Below are 18,058 nucleotides of genomic sequence, written 5' to 3'. Positions count from 1 at the left end.
TGTTCGGTGCCCGGGTCCCCGGAGCCCTCTTGGCGTCCGGGGACCCGCTGACAGTCAGGCGGTCACCTTTGCCGGCTGCGGGGCCTGCCCCGCCGCCCGCTCGCCCAGCTGTTCCGTCGGGATCTTCGCCGTCTCGCGGGCGGACAGCGCGGCCACGACCGGCGGCACGCACAGGGCCGCCGTGAAGAGGGCCACCGCGGACCAGTCGTCGCCGTTCGGGCCCGCGATCTGCGCGGCGAAGGTGACCGCGAAACCGGCGACCGCGAAGCCGATCTGGGTGCCGATGGCCATGCCGGACAGCCGGACCCGGGTGGAGAACATCTCGCCGTAGAAGGAGGGCCACACGCCGTTCGCGGCGCTGTAGACCACACCGAAGGTGACGACGCCGAGCAGCAGGGTCAGCGGGTAGGAGCCGGTGGAGATCGACCACAGGTAGAGGAACATCATCACCGCGCTGCCGGCGGCGCCGATCAGATACACCGGGCGGCGGCCGATACGGTCCGACAGCGTGGCCCACAGCGGGATCGCGGCGAGGGCGACCAGGTTGGCGAAGGCGCCCACCCACAGCATCGACGACTTGCTCATCCCGACCGAGTCGCTGGTGGCGTACGACAGCGCCCACACCGTGAAGATCGTGCTGACCGAGGCGATCAGCGCGCCGCCGATCACCCGCAGCACATCCGCCCAGTGCTCCCGCATCAGCACCGCGAGCGGCAGCTTGGCGACGCCCTCGGTGGCGGCCTGCTGCTCGAAGGCCGGCGTCTCCTCAAGCTTGCGGCGGATGACGTAGCCGACGACGGCGACCGCCACGCTCATCCAGAACGGCACCCGCCAGCCCCACGACAGCAGCTGCTCCTCCGGCAGCGCGGCGACCGGGATGAAGACCAGCGTCGCCAGTAGCTGCCCGCCCTGTGTGCCGCTCAGCGTGAAGCTGGTGAAGAAGCCGCGCCGATGCGGTGGCGCGTGTTCCAGCGTCATCGAGTTGGCGCTGGCCTGCTCGCCGGCCGCCGAGATGCCCTGGAGCACCCGGCACAGCACCAGCAGGACGGGCGCGAGGGTGCCGACCTGGTCGCGGGTGGGCAGACAGCCGATCAGGAACGTCGAGATGCCCATCAGGATCAGCGTGAAGACCATGATCTTCTTACGGCCCATACGGTCGCCGAAGTGACCGAGGAACAGCGCGCCGATCGGCCGGGCCGCGTACGCCACACCGAACGTGGCCAGCGACAGCAGGGTGGCCGTCGCCGGGTCGGACTCGTCGAAGAAGACCTCGGGGAAGATCAGCGCCGCCGCGCTGCCGTAGATGAAGAAGTCGTAGTACTCAAGGGCGCTGCCGATCCAGGCGGCGGTGGCGGCTTTCCTCGGCTGCCCGGGCGGGGCTTGGGGGACGGGGACGGACACGGCGTGCTCCTTCGAGGGGACTCCAACATAGGCGGAGTGAGCGGAAACGTGAGAAGGCGAGGAAGAAGGCGAGGAAGGGGAAGGGCCGGATCCCGGCTAATTAACCCACTGGGTAGTTAGTAGCGGTGGCTACGGATGTTGCGCCCACGTTTCCCGGGTGTCAAGAGGTGACGCCGTACGACTTGGTCCGCCGCTTCAGTCCGCCGCGCGCTCCGCGGTCAGATAGGCGATCACCATGTCGCCGAGCATCGCGCGGTAGTGCTCCCGCTGCGCCGGATCGACCAGGTCGCGGCCGAACAGGGCGCCGAAGGTGTGCCGGTTGGAGACCCGGAAGAAGCAGAAGGAGCTGATCATCGCGTGCAGGTCGACGGCGTCGACGTCGGCCGTGAACAGGCCGGACCGCTGTCCCGACTCCAGGATCCGGCGGATCACGTCCAGGGCCGGCGAGCCGATCCTGCCGAGCTTCTCGGAGGCGGCGATGTGCTCGGCCCCGTGGATGTTCTCGATGCTGACCAGGCGGATGAAGTCGGGGTGCTGTTCATGGTGGTCGAAGGTCAGCTCGGCCAGGCGGCGGATGGCTGCGACCGGGTCCAGATGCTCGACGTCGAGCTCCTGCTCGGCCTCCCGGATCACGCCGTACGCCCGCTCAAGGACGGCCGTGAACAGCTGCTCCTTGCCGCCGAAGTAGTAGTAGATCATCCGCTTCGTGGTGCGGGTGCGGGCGGCGATCTCGTCCACCCGGGCGCCGTCGTATCCGGCACGGGCGAACTCCTGCGTCGCCACGTCGAGGATCTCGGCCCTGGTGCGGGCGGCGTCACGGGTCCGCCCGTTCGCGCGTGCCGGCTCTTCGACGCTGGTCATCGGCTTCCTTCGGCGAGGGCGAGTGCGCCCCGGTGGCCCACCCGCGTGCCGGTGATTGTAGAAGCCCCGCCGTTCCGTGTGCCGGGGCAGGTCTTCCCAAGCTCCGTGCCGCCTGCTATGACTAACTCACCAGTTCGTACATTAGTGAGCCGCTCAGGAGGTCTCCCGGTGGTCAAGGGCGCCAAGGACTCGTATCTCGTCGGGCTGATCGGTTCCGGCATCGGCCCCTCGCTCAGCCCGGCGCTGCACGAGCGGGAGGCCGACCGGCAGGGGCTGCGCTATCTGTACCGGCTCATCGACATCGACATGCTCGGCGTCCCGCCCGAGGCGGTGGGCGACCTGGTGCGGGCCGCCCGTGACCTGGGCTTCGACGGGCTCAACATCACCCACCCCTGCAAGCAGCTCGTCATCGAGCACCTCGACGCGCTCGCCCCGCAGGCCGAGGCGCTGGGCGCGGTCAACACCGTCGTCTTCGAGGACGGCCGGGCCGTCGGCCACAACACGGACGTCACCGGCTTCGCCGCGTCGTTCGCGCGCGGGCTGCCGGAAGCTCCGCTGGAACGGGTCGTGCAGCTGGGGGCCGGGGGAGCGGGGGCGGCCGTCGCGCATGCCGTGCTGACGCTCGGCGCGGAGCGGGTGACTGTCGTCGACGCGCTTGGCGACCGGGCGGTGGGTCTCGCCGGGGCGTTGAACCGGCACTTCGGCGCGGGGCGTGCCGCCGCCGCGGCGCCGGATCAGCTGGCCCAGTTGCTCGGCTCGGCCGACGGCATCGTGCATGCCACCCCTACCGGCATGGCCGCCCACCCGGGTCTGCCCTTCGCCGCGGAACTGCTTCATCCCGGGTTGTGGGTTGCCGAGGTGGTCTATCGGCCGCTGGAGACGGAGCTGCTGCGGGCCGCCCGGGCGGTGGGCTGCGCCGCTCTGGACGGGGGCGGGATGGCTGTTTTCCAGGCTGCGGATGCGTTTCGGCTGTTCACCGGTCGTGAGCCTGACAGTGGGCGAATGCTGGCGGACATTGCTGAGATGGCCGGGGTCGTGGAGAGCTCGGCGGGTTAGCCGGTGTGTTCGCTGCGGGCCGTTCGTGGCTGGTCGCGCCCACGCGGCGGAGCCGCAAATCGACACAGTCCCGCGCCCCTGACGGGGCGCTGTAGTAACGGCACCTTGAAGGGGCTCGACCATGCGTACATCCATCGCCACCGTCTCCCTCAGCGGATCTCTCACCGAGAAGCTGACCGCCGCCTCCCGGGCCGGGTTCGGCGGCGTCGAGATCTTCGAGAATGACCTTCTCGCCAGCCCTCTCACCCCTGAGGAGATCCGCGCCCGGTGTGCCGATCTCGGGCTCACCGTCGACCTCTATCAACCCATGCGGGACATCGAGGCCGTGCCCGCCGACGAGTTCGCCCGCAATCTGCGGCGCGCCCGGCACAAGTTCGAGCTGATGGGCAGGCTCGGTGCGGACACCGTCCTCGTCTGCTCCAGCGTCCATCCGCTCGCCGTGGACGACGACGCGCTCGCCGCCTACCATCTGCGTCAACTCGCCGATCTGGCCCAGGGGTTCGGGATCCGGGTGGCGTACGAGGCGCTGGCCTGGGGGCGGCACGTCAGTACCTACGCCCATGCCTGGCGCATCGTCGAGGCCGCCGACCATCCCGCGCTCGGGACCTGCCTGGACAGCTTCCACATCCTGTCCCGCGGCTCCGCGCCCGAGGATCTCGACGGCATCGCGGACATCCCCGGCGAGAAGATCTTCTTCCTTCAGCTCGCCGACGCCCCGCTGCTCGCGATGGACGTCCTGCAGTGGAGCCGGCACTACCGCTGCTTCCCGGGGCAGGGCGGCTTCGATGTGGCGGATCTCGTGCGCCGGGTACTGCACACCGGATACGACGGCCCGCTCTCCCTGGAAGTGTTCAACGACGTCTTCCGCCAGGCCGAGGCCGGCCCGACCGCCGTGGACGCGCATCGCTCGCTGCTCGTGCTGCAGGAGACGGTCGGGATCGCCGCCCCGCCCGCCCCCGTCGTCCCCACCGGCGTCGCCTTCGCCGAGCTGGTCACCCCCGACGCGGAACCCGTCTCGGCGCTGCTCGGCGCCCTGGGCTTCGCCCGCACGGCCCGGCACCGCAGCAAGCCGGTCGACCTCTGGCAGCAGGGCGAGGCCCGCATCCTGGTCAACACCGCGGGCGCCGCACGTCGGGACGGCACCGGACTCGCCGCCATCGGCCTTGAGTCACCGGACCCGGCCGGAGCGACCCGCCGCGCCGAGGCCCTGCTGGCGCCGGTACTGCCCCGGCGCCGCGCCCCGCAGGACGCCGCGCTGGACGCGGTCGCGGCACCCGACGGCACGGAACTGTTCTTCTGCGCCGCGGACGCGCAGCCCCAACTCCCCGACTGGCGTGCCGACTTCACGGACGTGGAGCACGAGCCGGCGATCCCCGGAGTGCACCGCATCGACCATCTCGCGCTCACCCAGCCCTGGCACCACTACGACGAGGCGACCCTCTTCCACCGCAGCGTCCTTGGCCTGCACGCCCAGGAGAGCGTGGACGTCGCCGACCCGTACGGCCTGATGCGCAGCCGCGCCGTCACCAACGCCGACGGCAGCGTGCGGATCGCCCTGAGCGTCGGCGCCGCGCCGACCGACGACACCGTGCACGCGCAGCACATCGCGCTGGCCACGGACGACGTGGTCGCCGCCGCACGCCGTTTCCGGAAGGCGGGCGGACGGCTGCTGCCGATCCCGGCCAACTACTACGACGACCTGGCGGCACGGCACGAGTTCGCGGACGGCGAGCTGGAGACGTACCGCGAACTGGGCATCCTCTACGACCGTGACGCACACGGCGAGTTCCGGCACTGCTACACCGTGACGGTCGGCCGGGTCTTCTTCGAGCTCGTGCAGCGGGACGGCTACCGGGGTTACGGCGCCCAGAACGCGCCGGTGCGGCTGGCCGCCCAGCACGCCGGGCGGCCGGTGCGGTGACCGGGCCTACTGACGGCTGACGGTCCGGGTCACGCCGGCGATGACGGTCGTGGCCAGGATCCAGCCGGTGAGGACGAGGACGTACGACAGCCATTGCTGGCCGCCCTCCGGGGCGAACGCCGGCTCCTGGCCGAAGGAGATCACCGGCAGCAGCAGGTCGAGCGTGTAGAAGACCGGGTTGAAGTCCGGTGCCTCGTCCGCCTTCAGCGGCGGGGGCGCGTGCAGCGCGAACGAGAGGGAGCCGACGGCGAGCAGGGACAGCAGCCAGCCCAGTGCGCGCATCGGGCGGAAGCCGTAGCCGACGGTGGCGTCCTGGACGTGCCCCCACAGACGGCCGTACCAGGGCAGGGTGGTGCGCTGCCGACGTTGCTTGGCGAGCTGGACGAGCCGGGCCGCGTTGTCGTCACCGATGCGGCGGTACACCGCGGTCAACTGCTCGTAGACATGGGGGACATAGCCGTCGATCTCGCGCTCCAGCATGGGCAGGCGGCGCTCGGCGGGCTCGTGCGGGGTGAGGGTCGTGTAGCCGAGGCCGTCGAGACGGACCCTGTCCGGCAGCTTCTCCGGCTCCACGAACAGGACGTCCATCTGGGCCCGGCGCAGGTTGAGACCGCCGTCCAGTGGATCGCCCCTGCGCAGCCACAGTTCTCCGACGGTGCAACTGGTGGCCCGCAGCGTCATGTCGCCCGGGTTGGACAGGCGTGCGTAGGACAGATCGAGGCGTCCCGCGATGCGGGCGCCCCGCAGCCCTATCCAGCCGTCGACGTGCACGCGCCGCAGCAGGACGTCGCCGTCCACACCCAGTGTCACCGCGTCCAGGGCCACCTGGCCGGGGCGGCTGAGCCGCGCCCCGTCCAGGTTGATCGAGCCCGAGACGTGCGCGCCGTTGAGCCGTACCTCGCCCGTCGCTCTCAGCCCGGTCGCCGACAACTCGTCGCCGATCGACGCCTGGGTTAGCTTGAGCACGGGCTCCTCGGCGTCCCGTGCGGTGAGTTCGGCACGCTCCATGAACAGGGCACCCGAGATCTGGGCCCCGTTCAGGTGCACAGGCCCGCGTATCCGGCAGTCCGTCAACCGCACCACGCCCTCCACCCGCACGCCGCCGAGGTCCAGTGCGGGCAGCACGGAGCCGCGCAGACTGAGCCTGCGCAGCTGGGCGTCGTAGAGGTCGGGCGGGTCGGTGAAGTAGCAGTGGGCCAGCCGGATCGGGTGTCCGACGATGCCGTGGGTGAGGTCGAGTGCGCCGGTGATCCGGGCGCCCAGGACTCTGAGTGCGGCGATCTCGCCGTCCTCCTGGGGCGCGCTGACGAGTAAAGCCTTCAGCACCGATGCGCGCAGCGTGCGTTCCGGGCCCCAGCCGCCTCCGGTTGCCGTGTCCTCCTCGGCTTCGGGGCGGAAGTCCACGACTTCCCCGCGTGGGAAGGCGTGCCATACGCGCAGTTCGGCCGGCGTCAGATCGTTGATCTCCATCAGCCGGGACTCTGACGCCGGCCGTCGAACCTGTCAACTCGCCGCCGTACTGGTCAGGACGGCCCCTCCGTCGGCCGCACGGTCCGCCAGGGCGCGAACGCGCTCGCCCCGCGCGGCAGCAGTGCCGCCAGTTCCGGGCAGTGCCGCAGGATCACGGAGTTCATGCCGCCCCGTTCGACCCAGTCGATGCCCAGCGGGGTGTAGACCTCGGGCCGGTAGTCGACGTTGAGGAAGCGGTCGGACTGCAGACGTCGACTGGCCATCAGGATGAAGATGCGGAACGCGGTGTCGCTGAAGCCGAACCCGGCCGGCGGGTTCTCCCCGAACAGGCCTACGACGGTGTCGATCTCGTCGACCGACCGGTAGACCTCCTTCAGCCGGGCCAGCGTCTCGGCGTTCTCGGTCAGTTCCTCGAAGGAGCGGATGCGCGGCTTGTGCAGCCCCTCACGGAAGTCGTTGTAGCGGGGGACGCCACGCCGCCGGGTCCGTACCAGGTCCACCACCGACAGGTCGATGATCTCGCCGTCCCGCTCGAACTGCTGCAGCGAGCGCGGGAAGTTGTGCAGGGTGATCGCCCCGGGGTGGGCGATGCCGAACGAGTACAGGGTGTTCGCCAGACCCGTCTTGCGGATACGGGACTCCGCCGCGCCGCCCTGGATGTCCAGGAAGCCCACCGTCTCCAGACGCTGACCGAAGTGGTGCTCGCGCAGCTCGAAGTCGTCCGGGATGAGCGGGTGCATCCGGTAGACGGTGACGAAGTCCTCGGTGAGGGAGTACGGGGCAGTGTGATGATCCGGCAGGGTCTTCGGGATGCCGGTCAGCGAGTGCGCCTCGAACAGCCACAGGCCCAGCTGGTTCAGCCAATTGCTCGGCGGCCCCTCCCAGTTGGTGTGCAGGGCCAGGTCGATCGCCTCGGTGGCGAGGATCGCCGGTGTCCACTCCACCGTGTGGATCTTCGCGATCAGCGCCGACACCACCAGACGGGCCGTCTGGTAGATCCGCTCCTCGCTCATCGTCGGATACTCGGCGCGCAGCGCGGCACACACCGCGTTGTGCTCGCGCGCGAACAACGTGTGCATCGAGCTCAGGCCCATCCACCAGTTGTCGCTGAAGCCGGTCAGCGGAATGCCGCCGCCCGGCCCGGACGGCAAGTGGCCGTCCTCCAGGCGGAGTTCGGCACGGCCCTCGGCCTCGCGCAGGAAGCGGGCGGTCTGCTCGTCGCCGCCGTACACCTCGGAGCCGTCCCACCAGTGGGAGGCGGTGTTGCCGAACAGGATCGGCGGGCGGCCCGGCACCTCCAGCCCCTCGTTCTCCGCGAACCGCATCACGTTCTCGCCGGGCCCGCCGGGCGTGTTGTGCCACGGCCCGCTGCCGGGCGGCAGCGGCACCTCGACGGCGCGCTCGCCGGGCTTGTGGCGGCGGTGGTTGACCCAGTCGTGCACCTGGAACTGGATCCAGGCCGCGGCCAGCACGTTCAGCGAGGTCGCGGGCAGGAAGCTCTCCCGGTACAGCAGCTGCCGGCTGACCGTGACCGGGTTCGGGACGTCGAAGAGGTCGGGACGGTAGGCGGGCTTCAGATTGCGGCCGAAGGCCGAGCCGACGGCGCCCATCCGCGGCAGCGACAGATCGTTGTACGTGCCGTCGTACGACCGCTCGCCGCGCAGCCGCTCCGGGATCGGCTCGGGCACCCGCTGGGCGCGCGGCGGCGCCTCGTGCGGCTCGGTGTCGATCAGGTTCAGCCGGCGCAGCACCTTGCGCAGGAACACCAGGTTCAGCAGGCTCAGCTGCAACGGCAGCCGGTGCCAGGGCACATACCGGTTCAGCAGCGCGAACACGGCCTCCATCGGGCGGCCCAGGACCTTGTTGCGCACCGGTTCCTCGGTGAGGAACCGCAGGCCGAGCCGGTGCCCACTCGATGCCTGGTAGGCGGCCTTGCGGGCCCGGTTGATGTTGCCGAGCGGCCGGAACTCCTCGGTCGTGTACCACGGATTGAAGGCGAGGTCCTCGATCCGGCGGGCGATCGCCCGTGCCTCCGCGGTGTCCAGGTCCTGGCGGGGGACGGTGAGCCTGGCCACGGGCAGCGCGGGCGACGTCGCGTCCCTCCACTCCACCGCGGCGTTCTCGACCGGGGTGCGCCGCTCGTCCACGAACCGCTGCACACACAGGTCGTAGTGGACGTCGGTCTGCGCCAGCCGGCGCGCGAACTCACGATGCAGGAAATCCGGGTCCCGGCGGTCCGGGGCGGGCGCGGGCGGGCTGCCCGGCGTGGGACGGAACAGGAACCGCACCGGCCCCGCCTCACCCCACAGCATCGCGCCGCGGCTCCAGTACGTCTCGTTGGCAAGCGAGTTGACGGTGTGCCGGGTCGCCGCCTGCACATTGCGCCGCATCCGGACCGCGGTCCTGAGCCCCACGGCCAGCGGCAGCTTCACGAACAGCCCGAACGCCTTCTGCAACGGGCTGCGGGCGCCCGCCATCGCCTTGGCGAACGCCACGAACTCCCGGGCGTTCGCAGCATGCGACACCGGATAACTGGTCGCCAGCAGATCGTGGTTCTCCTCCTGCGACACCCGCACCCGCACGGCCGCACCGCGCAGATCGGGCGAGCCGTCGCCCTGCCGGATACCGCTCGCGTTGGACAGCCGTACCGTCACCGGATACTCGGCGCCGGGCTGGGCGAACCCCACACGCAGCGCCGCCGGGAGGTCGTCGTGGAAGCGCAGCCGGGCGTTCTCCACGGCCACCGGAGCCTTCGCGTGGAAGGCCCGTGCGATGTCGCCGCCGCCGGCCCGCCGATTCCTGACCTGCACCTTCATCAGCTCGCGGGCCAGCTGCTCGAACATCTGCCGTTCCGCCTCTGGACTGCCGCCTTCGTACCGTTCGTAGCGCTGCTCGTGCTGCCCGGACTCGGCCATCGGTGGTCTTCTTTCGTACGGATGCGTACGGATGCGTACGGGGGCTGGGGGCCAGCACGCTACCCACGGCACACCACCCCCGCAGCGAGGGTTCGCGCCGATGTGCTCCTACTTGTTCCCGATGTGAACAATTAGGTGCGGAGTGGTCTTTGAGCACGTCAAACGGGCGACTGAAGACAGGCCGGCATCGGGCGTCCATCCCGCCACACCCCAGCATCCCAGCAACCCCATCCGGCCGCATCCGCGGCTGGCCGGGGAACGACACCTCCCCGACGCCCCCTTGACGCCCTCTCCATTGACGGCCCTGGCGGCGGGTGGTGTGCTCACCACCCGTCGACGTTCCGGGGGAGGTCCCACATGCGGGACGCATACGTCAAAGGGCCCAGCTTCGCCGCCTTGCGCCCGGCCAAGCCACCCACCGACCCGAGCGACTTCCCGGTCTACCCAGACCTGGTGGACCGGCTCGTCGAGGACGCGCGCCAGCCCGACCCCGACGGCGTCGTCCCGCACGTCATGGCGACCTGCTCGGCATACGCGTACGCCGGATTCCAGCACCAGAGCGACCCGGAGACCCTGTCCGTGATCATGGCCAGGCTCGGGCTGGAGGAGAACGACTGCCGGGTGTTCGAGCAGCGCGTGGACGCCATGTACATCGCGTCCGCCGCCTATCTGATCCAGGACAAGGACCGCCGGGTCGCGATCCTCGCCTACCGCGGCACCCAGCCCGAGGACATCATCAGCATCCTCACCGACGCCGACGTACGGCCGGAGATGCTCACCGTCGAACTTCAGGGCCGCCGGCACGAGGTCCACGCCGGCTTCTACCGCAACGTCCGCGCCACCCGCCACCTCGTCGTCCGGGCCCTGGAAGGTGCCCTGCGCGGCGAGTCCGTCATCCCCGACGAACCCGGCGCCCGCGGCGGCGGCCTGGAGGCCCTGTACATCACCGGCCACAGCCTCGGCGGCGCCATGGCCGCGCTGATGGCGGTGACCCTCGTCCACGAGCCCCGCTACCGGCACATCACCGACAGGCTCAGGGGCGTCTACACCTTCGGCCAGCCCATGATCGGCGGCCCCGACCTGGCCCGCGCCTGCGCCGAGGCGCCCGGCCCGAACGGGACGCACATCCTGCGCGACCGCCTCATCCGCTACATCTTCGACCGGGACGTCGTCCCCGCCCTGCCCCCACGCCCGGTCGGCCCGTACGCCCCCTTCGGCCGCGAGTTCCACTACCGCCGACGGCACGGCCTCACCGACGCCCTCCTCACGTCGGCCACGGACACGGCCGTCGAGGCCCTCAACCTGCCGACCGACGCTCTGCGCACCGTCGCGACCGGCGGGTGGGGCGACCTGGCGGTCCGCGCCACGGAGGGCGCCCGCCGATCCGTACGACCACTGCTGCGCTGCCGCGACGAGGGCTGGCGGGAGGTGACGGAACCGGACCTGCACTACCCGCAGATGGACAGCCTGGCCGGCCTGGCGGTGGTGGCCCCGCTCGCCTTCTTCGCCACCCGCCTCGCCCTGACCCGCACGATCCCCTTCAAGTACTCCTTCGACGACCACGGCCCGGGCCACTACGTCAACGCGCTTGCCCCACCAGGGGTGTTGAGCGAGTTCGGAGACGTGCTGTAGCCCGGGCCGAGGAATTCAGGGCCTGGCGTTCCACTCCGCGATCACGGCCCGGCCATGTTCCGTCGACAGACGGCTCACCGTGCCCGTCGCCAGCTGGAACAGCCGCCCGTCCGCCGGGGCCAGCCCCAGCCGGCGGGCCGTGACGACACGCAGGAAGTGGCCGTGGGCCACGAGGATGACGTCGCCGTCGGGAAGGGCCGACTCGACCCGGGACAGCACCCGGTCGGCGCGTGCGCCCACCTCGGCAGGTGACTCACCGGGGTGGTCGGCCGGGCCGGGAGCCACGCCGTCGGTCCACAGGTACCAGTCGGGGCGGGTGCGGTGGATGTCGACGGTGGTGACGCCCTCGTAGCCGCCGTAGTCCCACTCATGCAGGTCCGGGTCGGGTACGACCCCTGCCACGCCCGCCAGTTCGGCGGTGCGCAGCGCGCGGTGCAGTGGGCTGGTGAGGGCCAGGGCGAAGGTCCGGCCGGACAGGAGCGGGGACAGGGACTTGGCCTGTTGCTCGCCGGTTCCGGTGAGGGGCAGGTCGGTCCAGCTGGTGTGCTGTCCCGACCTGCTCCACTCCGTCTCCCCGTGGCGGACCAGTAGGAGATCCCCCACGGTGGGCTACTTCGACTCGACGGCGTGGCCGCCGAACTGGTTGCGCAGCGCCGCGATCATCTTCATCTGCGGGGAGTCGTCCTGGCGGGACGCGAACCGGGCGAAGAGGGAGGCGGTGATCGCGGGCAACGGTACGGCGTTGTCGATGGCCGCCTCGACGGTCCACCGGCCCTCACCGGAGTCCTCCGCGTAGCCGCGCAGCTTGCCCAGGTGCTCGTCCTCGTCGAGGGCGTTCACCGCCAGGTCCAGCAGCCAGGAGCGGATGACGGTGCCCTCCTGCCAGGAGCGGAACACCTCGCGGACGTTGTCCACCGAGTTGACCTTCTCAAGGAGTTCCCAGCCCTCGGCGTAGGCCTGCATCATGGCGTACTCGATGCCGTTGTGGACCATCTTCGAGAAGTGCCCGGCACCGACCCGGCCGGCGTGGACATAGCCGTACGGCCCCTCCGGCTTGAGCGCATCGAAGATCGGCTGGAGCCGCTCCACGTGCTCCTTGTTGCCGCCGACCATCAGCGCGTAGCCGTTCTGCAGGCCCCACACACCGCCGGAGACGCCCGCGTCGACGAAGCCGATGCCCTTGATGCCGAGTTCGGCGGCGTGCTTCTCGTCGTCCGTCCAGCGGGAGTTGCCGCCGTCGACCACCGTGTCGCCCGGGGACAGCAGGTCCTTGAGCTCGTCGACGACGCCCTGGGTGGCGGTGCCGGCCGGGACCATCACCCACACCGTGCGCGGCGCGTCGAGCTGCTGGACCAGCTCTTCGAGGCTCTTGACGTCGGAGACCTCGGGGTTGCGGTCGTAGCCGATGACGGTGTGGCCGGCGCGGCGGATCCGCTCGCGCATGTTGCCGCCCATCTTGCCGAGACCGATGAGGCCCAACTGCATGGCTGTCATGTCAGATTCACTTCCTTGAGTTCACGGTAGGCGGCCACGAGAGCGGCGGTGGAGGCATCGAGACCCGGGACGTCCGCGCCTTCGGTCAGCGCGGGCTCGACCCGCTTGGCGAGGACCTTGCCCAGCTCGACGCCCCACTGGTCGAAGGAGTCGATGTTCCAGACGGCGCCCTGCACGAACACCTTGTGCTCGTAGAGGGCGACCAGCTGGCCGAGGACCGACGGGGTCAGCTCGCGGGCGAGGATCGTGGTGGTGGGGTGGTTGCCCTGGAAGGTGCGGTGCGGGACCTGCTCCTCGGGCACGCCCTCCGCGCGGACCTCGTCCGCGGTCTTGCCGAAGGCGAGCGCCTGCCCCTGGGCGAAGAGGTTCGCCATCAACAGGTCGTGCTGCGCCTTGAGTTCGTCGCTCAGCTCGTCGACCGGGCGGGCGAAGCCGATCAGGTCGGCCGGGATGAGCCGGGTGCCCTGGTGGATCAGCTGGTAGTAGGCGTGCTGCCCGTTGGTGCCGGGCGTGCCCCACACCACGGGACCGGTCTCCCAGCCGACGACGTGCCCGTCACGGTCCACCGACTTGCCGTTGGACTCCATGTCCAGCTGCTGCAGATACGCCGTGAACTTCGACAGGTAGTGCGAGTACGGCAGCACCGCATGCGACTCGGCGCTGCAGAAGTTGCCGTACCAGATGCCCAACAGGCCCATGATCAGCGGGGCGTTGGCCTCGGCGGGCGCGCTCTTGAAGTGCTCGTCGACGCTGCGGAAGCCGTCGAGCATCTCCCGGAAACGGTCCGGGCCGATGGCGATCATCAGCGAGAGCCCGATCGCCGAGTCGTACGAGTACCGCCCGCCGACCCAGTCCCAGAACTCGAACATGTTGTCCGGGTCGATGCCGAAGTCCGTGACCTTCTCGGCGTTGGTCGACAGCGCCACGAAGTGCCTGGCGACCGCCTTGTCCTCGCCGCCGAGCCCGGCCAGCAGCCAGGAGCGGGCCGACGTGGCGTTGGTGATCGTCTCGATGGTGGTGAACGTCTTGGACGCGACGATGAACAGCGTCTCCGCCGGATCCAGGTCCCGCACCGCCTCGTGCAGGTCGGCACCGTCGACGTTGGAGACGAACCGGAACGTCAACTCCCGTGCGGTGAACGGGCGAAGCGCCTCGTACGCCATGGCGGGGCCGAGGTCGGAGCCGCCGATGCCGATGTTGACGACGTTGCGGATACGGCGGCCCGTGTGGCCGGTCCACGCACCCGAGCGGACCCGCTCGGCGAAGTCGCTCATCTTGTCCAGCACCGCGTGCACCTTGGGCACGACGTTCTCGCCGTCCACCTCGATCACCGCGTCGGCCGGCGCCCGCAGCGCGGTGTGCAGCACCGCCCGGTCCTCGGTGACGTTGATCCGCTCGCCGCGGAACATCGCGTCACGCAGCCCGAACACGTCGGTGGCGGCGGCGAGTTCCTGCAGCAGGGCAAGGGTCTCGTCGTTGATCAGGTGCTTGGAGTAGTCGATGCGCAGATCGCCGACGCGTACCACGTACCGCTCGGCGCGTGAGGGGTCGGCCGCGAACAGCTCACGCAGCCGCGGGCGCCGCAGCGTGTCCGCGCGGTGGTCTTCGAGGGCCGTCCACTCGGGGCGCCGGGTGAGCCTGGGGGTGTCGGACAGCGGGTCAGACATGGTCGGGGGTCTCCTTGGTGGCCTCGCCCCGCAGGGCGACGGCGTACATCTCGTCCTGGTCGAGGCGCCGCAGCTCCTCGGCGATGAGTTCGGAGGTGGTGCGGACCTTCAGCGCGAGGGTGCGGGACGGCTGGCCCGGCAGGGACAGCGTGGCCAGCGGGCCCTCGGGACGGTCGATGACGATCTCGCCGTTCTCGGTGCCCAGCCGCACACCCGTGACGACCGGTCCGGCGGTGACGACCCGCTCGGCGGTGACGTGCAGCCGGGCCTCCAGCCAGCGGGCCAGCAGTTCGGCGGCCGGGTTGTCGGCCTCGGCCTCCACGACCGCCGAGACGATCGGCACCCGCGCCTGGTCCAGGGCCGCGGCCAGCATCGAACGCCACGGGGTGAGCCGGGTCCAGGCGAGGTCGGTGTCGCCGGGCGCGTAGGAGCGGGCGCGCACCTCCAGGTCCGCCAGCGGGGTCTCGGTGGTGTACAGATCGGTGATCCGGCGCTGGGCCAGCGCGCCCAGCGGATCCTTCGAGGGGTTCTCCGGCGCTTCCACCGGCCACCACACCACGACCGGCGCGTCCGGCAGCAGCAGCGGCAGCACCACCGAGTCGGCGTGGTCGGAGACCTCGCCGTACATCCGCAGGATCACCGTCTCGCCGGTGCCGGCGTCGGCGCCCACCCGGACCTCGGCGTCGAGGTGGGAGCGGGTGCGGTCGCGCGGGGTCCGGGCGTGCCGCTTGATGACGACCAGGGTGCGCGAGGGGTGCTCGTGCGAGGCCTCCTCGGCCGCCTTGATCGAGTCGTACGCGTTCTCCTCGTCCGTGACGATCACCATCGTCAGGACCATGCCCACGGCCGGCGTGCCGATCGCGCGGCGGCCCTGCACCAGCGCCTTGTTGATCTTGCTTGCCGTGGTGTCGCTCAGGTCGATCTTCATGGCCTGCGCCAGCTCCGTCCGTCTCGTGCGAGCATCTCGTCGGCTTCCTCGGGTCCCCAGCTGCCGGACGCGTACCGCGCCGGTTTGCCGTGCCGGTCCCAGTAGTCCTCGATCGGGTCGAGGATCTTCCAGGACTCTTCCACTTCCTGGTGACGGGGGAACAGATTGGCGTCCCCGAGCAGGACATCCAGGATGAGCCGCTCGTAGGCCTCCGGGCTGGACTCCGTGAACGACTCGCCGTAGGCGAAGTCCATCGTCACGTCCCGGATCTCCATCGAGGTGCCCGGCACCTTGGAGCCGAACCGCACCGTCACGCCCTCGTCCGGCTGGACGCGGATGACGATGGCGTTCTGGCCGAGTTCCTCGGTGGCGGTGGAGTCGAACGGGGAGTGCGGCGCCCGCTGGAAGACGACGGCGATCTCCGTCACCCGCCGTCCGAGCCGCTTGCCGGTGCGCAGATAGAACGGCACGCCCGCCCAGCGCCGGTTGTCGACGTTCAGCTTGACGGCGGCGTACGTGTCGGTCTTCGACCCGGGGTCGATGCCGTCCTCGTCCAGGTACCCGAGAACCTGCTCGCCACCCTGCCAGCCGCCCGCGTACTGTCCGCGCACGGTGTGCTCGCCGAGGTTCTCCGGCAGCTTGACCGCCTTGAGCACCTTCAGCTTCTCGGTGAGCAGCGACCCGGCGTCGAAGGCCGCCGGCTCCTCCATCGCGGTGAGCGCCATCAGCTGGAGGAGGTGGTTCTGGATGACATCACGGGCCGAGCCGATGCCGTCGTAGTAGCCCGCACGGCCACCGATGCCGATGTCCTCGGCCATCGTGATCTGCACATGGTCGACGTAGGACCGGTTCCAGATCGGCTCGAACATCTGGTTCGCGAACCGCAGCGCCAGGATGTTCTGGACGGTCTCCTTGCCCAGATAGTGGTCGATCCGGAAGACCTGCTCCGGGTCGAAGACGTCGTGCACGATCGCGTTCAGCTCCCGGGCGCTCGCGAGGTCGCGCCCGAACGGCTTCTCGATGACGGCCCGCCGCCAGGAACCCTCGGGGGCGTCCGCCAGACCGTGCTTCTTCAGCTGCTGGACGACCTTCGGGAAGAACTTCGGCGGTACGGAGAGGTAGAAGGCGTAGTTGCCGCTCGTGCCGCGCGCCTTGTCCAGCTCCTGGACCGTCCGGCGCAGCTGGTCGAACGCCGTGTCGTCGTCGAAGTCGCCCGGGATGAACCGCATGCCCTCGGAGAGCTGTTGCCAGACCTCCTCGCGGAACTCCGTACGGGCGTGCTCGCGCACCGAGTCGTGCACGATCTGCGCGAAGTCCTCGTCCTCCCAGTCCCGGCGGGCGAAACCGACGAGCGAGAAGCCCGGCGGCAGCATCCCGCGGTTGGCGAGGTCGTACACCGCCGGCATCAGCTTCTTGCGGGACAGGTCGCCGGTGACGCCGAAGATGACGAGCCCGGACGGGCCCGCGATCCGCGGGAGACGGCGGTCGCGCGCATCGCGCAGGGGGTTGTCCCAGTCGGGGGTCATGCTGCGTCAGCTCCCTTGCTGCCGAGCGACTTCGCAACGGCCTTCAACAGGTCCTGCCACGCGACCTCGAACTTGGCGACGCCCTCGTCCTCCAACCGGGTGACGACCTCGTCGTACGAGATACCCAGCCCCTCCACGGCGGCCAGGTCGGCGCGGGCCTGCGCGTAGCCGCCGGTCACCGTGTCGCCGGTGATCTCCCCGTGGTCGGCGGTGGCGTTCAGCGTGGCCTCGGGCATCGTGTTGACCGTGCCCGGCGCGACCAGCTCGTCCACGTACAGGGTGGACTTGTACGCCGGGTCCTTGACACCGGTCGAGGCCCACAGCGGGCGCTGCTTGTTGGCCTTGGCGCCGGCGAGGGCGGTCCAGCGGGCGCCCTCGCGTGTCGAATTGTCGGCAGAGCCGAACCCATCCTCGTAGGCCTCGTAGGCCAGGCGGGCGTTGGCGAGCGCGGCCCTCCCCTTGAGCGCGAGGGCCTCGTCCGTGCCGATCCCGGTCAGTCGCTTGTCGATCTCGCTGTCGACGCGGGAGACGAAGAAGGACGCCACGGAGTGGATGCCGGACAGGTCCAGGCCCTGCGCCGCGGCCTTCTCCAGGCCGGAGAGGTAGGCGTCCATGACCTCGCGGTAGCGCTCCAGGGAGAAGATCAGCGTGACGTTGACGCTGATGCCCTGGCCGATGACCTCGGTGATGGCGGGCAGGCCGGCCTTGGTCGCCGGGATCTTGATCATCACGTTGGGGCGGTCGACCAGCCAGGCCAGCTGCTTGGCCTCGGCGATCGTGGCCGCCGTGTGGTGCGCGAGCCGCGGGTCGACCTCGATGGAGACCCGGCCGTCCCGGCCGCCGGTCGCGTCGTACACGGGCCGCAGGATGTCGGCGGCGGCCCGCACGTCGGCGGTGGTCATCATGCGCACGGCCTCGTCGACCGTGACGCCCCGCACGGCGAGGTCGGCGAGCTGCTCCTCGTAGCCCTCGCCGGAGCCGATGGCGGCCTGGAAGATGGACGGGTTGGTGGTGACGCCCACGACGTTCTTGTCCGCGACGAGTTCGGCGAGGTTGCCGGACTCGATCCGCCTGCGCGACAGGTCGTCCAGCCAGATCGATACGCCCTCGTCGGCGAGGCGCTTCAGCGTGCCCGAGGTCGCGGTTGCTTCGGTGGTCACAGTGATCATCTTCTTTCTGCGTTCAGG

Annotated in this window: 13 protein-coding genes; 3 read left to right on the top strand and 10 right to left on the bottom strand. The window is 70.4% G+C overall.

Annotated elements, in window-relative coordinates; translation table 11 throughout:
- Nucleotides 1-54 precede the first annotated feature (54 nt).
- Nucleotides 55-1,401, bottom strand: a complete 1,347-nt coding sequence (locus POF73_RS30870) for an MFS transporter (RefSeq protein WP_272122068.1) — start codon at nt 1,399-1,401, stop codon at nt 55-57.
- A 195-nt stretch (nt 1,402-1,596) separates the two neighbouring features.
- Entirely contained in the window at nt 1,597-2,262 is a 666-nt protein-coding gene (locus POF73_RS30865) for a TetR/AcrR family transcriptional regulator (protein WP_272122066.1), read from the bottom strand.
- Nucleotides 2,263-2,430: 168 nt separating this feature from the next.
- On the opposite strand from POF73_RS30865, the gene POF73_RS30860 reads away from it, so the two are divergent.
- Nucleotides 2,431-3,318: a shikimate dehydrogenase gene (locus POF73_RS30860; RefSeq protein WP_272122064.1), complete on the top strand. Its 888-nt coding sequence runs from the start codon at nt 2,431-2,433 to the stop codon at nt 3,316-3,318.
- A 121-nt stretch (nt 3,319-3,439) separates the two neighbouring features.
- On the top strand, nt 3,440-5,239 hold the full coding sequence (locus POF73_RS30855; RefSeq protein WP_272122062.1) for a bifunctional sugar phosphate isomerase/epimerase/4-hydroxyphenylpyruvate dioxygenase family protein: 1,800 nt from the start codon (nt 3,440-3,442) through the stop codon (nt 5,237-5,239).
- 6 nt (nt 5,240-5,245) lie between these two features.
- Here POF73_RS30855 and POF73_RS30850 read toward each other — a convergent pair whose 3' ends face one another.
- Nucleotides 5,246-6,709, bottom strand: coding sequence for a membrane-associated oxidoreductase (locus POF73_RS30850; protein ID WP_272122060.1), 1,464 nt, complete (start codon nt 6,707-6,709; stop codon nt 5,246-5,248).
- A gap of 53 nt (nt 6,710-6,762) precedes the next feature.
- Nucleotides 6,763-9,624: a peroxidase family protein gene (locus POF73_RS30845; protein WP_272122058.1), complete on the bottom strand. Its 2,862-nt coding sequence runs from the start codon at nt 9,622-9,624 to the stop codon at nt 6,763-6,765.
- 357 nt (nt 9,625-9,981) lie between these two features.
- On the opposite strand from POF73_RS30845, the gene POF73_RS30840 reads away from it, so the two are divergent.
- Complete coding sequence (locus POF73_RS30840; protein WP_272122056.1) at nt 9,982-11,256, top strand: lipase family protein; 1,275 nt, start codon at nt 9,982-9,984, stop codon at nt 11,254-11,256.
- 15 nt (nt 11,257-11,271) lie between these two features.
- Here the strand turns inward: POF73_RS30840 and POF73_RS30835 are convergent, their stop codons facing one another.
- From POF73_RS30835 to tal, 6 genes are read right to left on the bottom strand one after another with little or no spacing between them, the layout of a single operon-like run.
- On the bottom strand, nt 11,272-11,859 hold the full coding sequence (locus POF73_RS30835) for a histidine phosphatase family protein (RefSeq protein ID WP_272122052.1): 588 nt from the start codon (nt 11,857-11,859) through the stop codon (nt 11,272-11,274).
- Nucleotides 11,860-11,865: 6 nt separating this feature from the next.
- Nucleotides 11,866-12,741, bottom strand: a complete 876-nt coding sequence (gene gnd / locus POF73_RS30830) for a phosphogluconate dehydrogenase (NAD(+)-dependent, decarboxylating) (RefSeq protein ID WP_272122115.1) — start codon at nt 12,739-12,741, stop codon at nt 11,866-11,868.
- Nucleotides 12,742-12,746: 5 nt separating this feature from the next.
- Nucleotides 12,747-14,405: a glucose-6-phosphate isomerase gene (gene pgi, locus POF73_RS30825; protein WP_272122113.1), complete on the bottom strand. Its 1,659-nt coding sequence runs from the start codon at nt 14,403-14,405 to the stop codon at nt 12,747-12,749.
- Between the two features lie 4 nt (nt 14,406-14,409).
- Nucleotides 14,410-15,345: a glucose-6-phosphate dehydrogenase assembly protein OpcA gene (gene opcA, locus POF73_RS30820; RefSeq protein ID WP_272122050.1), complete on the bottom strand. Its 936-nt coding sequence runs from the start codon at nt 15,343-15,345 to the stop codon at nt 14,410-14,412.
- Nucleotides 15,342-16,871, bottom strand: a complete 1,530-nt coding sequence (gene zwf, locus POF73_RS30815) for a glucose-6-phosphate dehydrogenase (RefSeq protein WP_272122048.1) — start codon at nt 16,869-16,871, stop codon at nt 15,342-15,344. The genes opcA and zwf overlap by 4 nt, the downstream gene beginning before the upstream one ends.
- Nucleotides 16,868-18,040, bottom strand: coding sequence for a transaldolase (tal, locus tag POF73_RS30810; protein ID WP_272122046.1), 1,173 nt, complete (start codon nt 18,038-18,040; stop codon nt 16,868-16,870). Before tal ends, zwf begins: the two co-directional genes overlap by 4 nt.
- Between the last annotated feature and the right edge of the window lie 18 nt (nt 18,041-18,058).

It is taken from the genome of Streptomyces sp. HD, from assembly GCF_028369295.1.
In the GTDB taxonomy this organism is placed as follows: Bacteria; Actinomycetota; Actinomycetes; order Streptomycetales; family Streptomycetaceae; genus Streptomyces.
Note: the sequence above shows the minus strand (reverse complement) of the source record. Positions and strands in the feature narration are given on the sequence as shown.

Coding starts and splice junctions, on each gene's coding strand:
- POF73_RS30850 (WP_272122060.1), bottom strand. CDS start 6,709: ATGGAGATCAACGATCTGACGCCGGCCGAACTGCGCGTATGGCACGCC.
- POF73_RS30865 (WP_272122066.1), bottom strand. CDS start 2,262: ATGACCAGCGTCGAAGAGCCGGCACGCGCGAACGGGCGGACCCGTGAC.
- tal (WP_272122046.1), bottom strand. CDS start 18,040: ATGATCACTGTGACCACCGAAGCAACCGCGACCTCGGGCACGCTGAAG.
- POF73_RS30840 (WP_272122056.1), top strand. CDS start 9,982: ATGCGGGACGCATACGTCAAAGGGCCCAGCTTCGCCGCCTTGCGCCCG.
- POF73_RS30855 (WP_272122062.1), top strand. CDS start 3,440: ATGCGTACATCCATCGCCACCGTCTCCCTCAGCGGATCTCTCACCGAG.
- POF73_RS30845 (WP_272122058.1), bottom strand. CDS start 9,624: ATGGCCGAGTCCGGGCAGCACGAGCAGCGCTACGAACGGTACGAAGGC.
- zwf (WP_272122048.1), bottom strand. CDS start 16,871: ATGACCCCCGACTGGGACAACCCCCTGCGCGATGCGCGCGACCGCCGT.
- opcA (WP_272122050.1), bottom strand. CDS start 15,345: ATGAAGATCGACCTGAGCGACACCACGGCAAGCAAGATCAACAAGGCG.
- gnd (WP_272122115.1), bottom strand. CDS start 12,741: ATGCAGTTGGGCCTCATCGGTCTCGGCAAGATGGGCGGCAACATGCGC.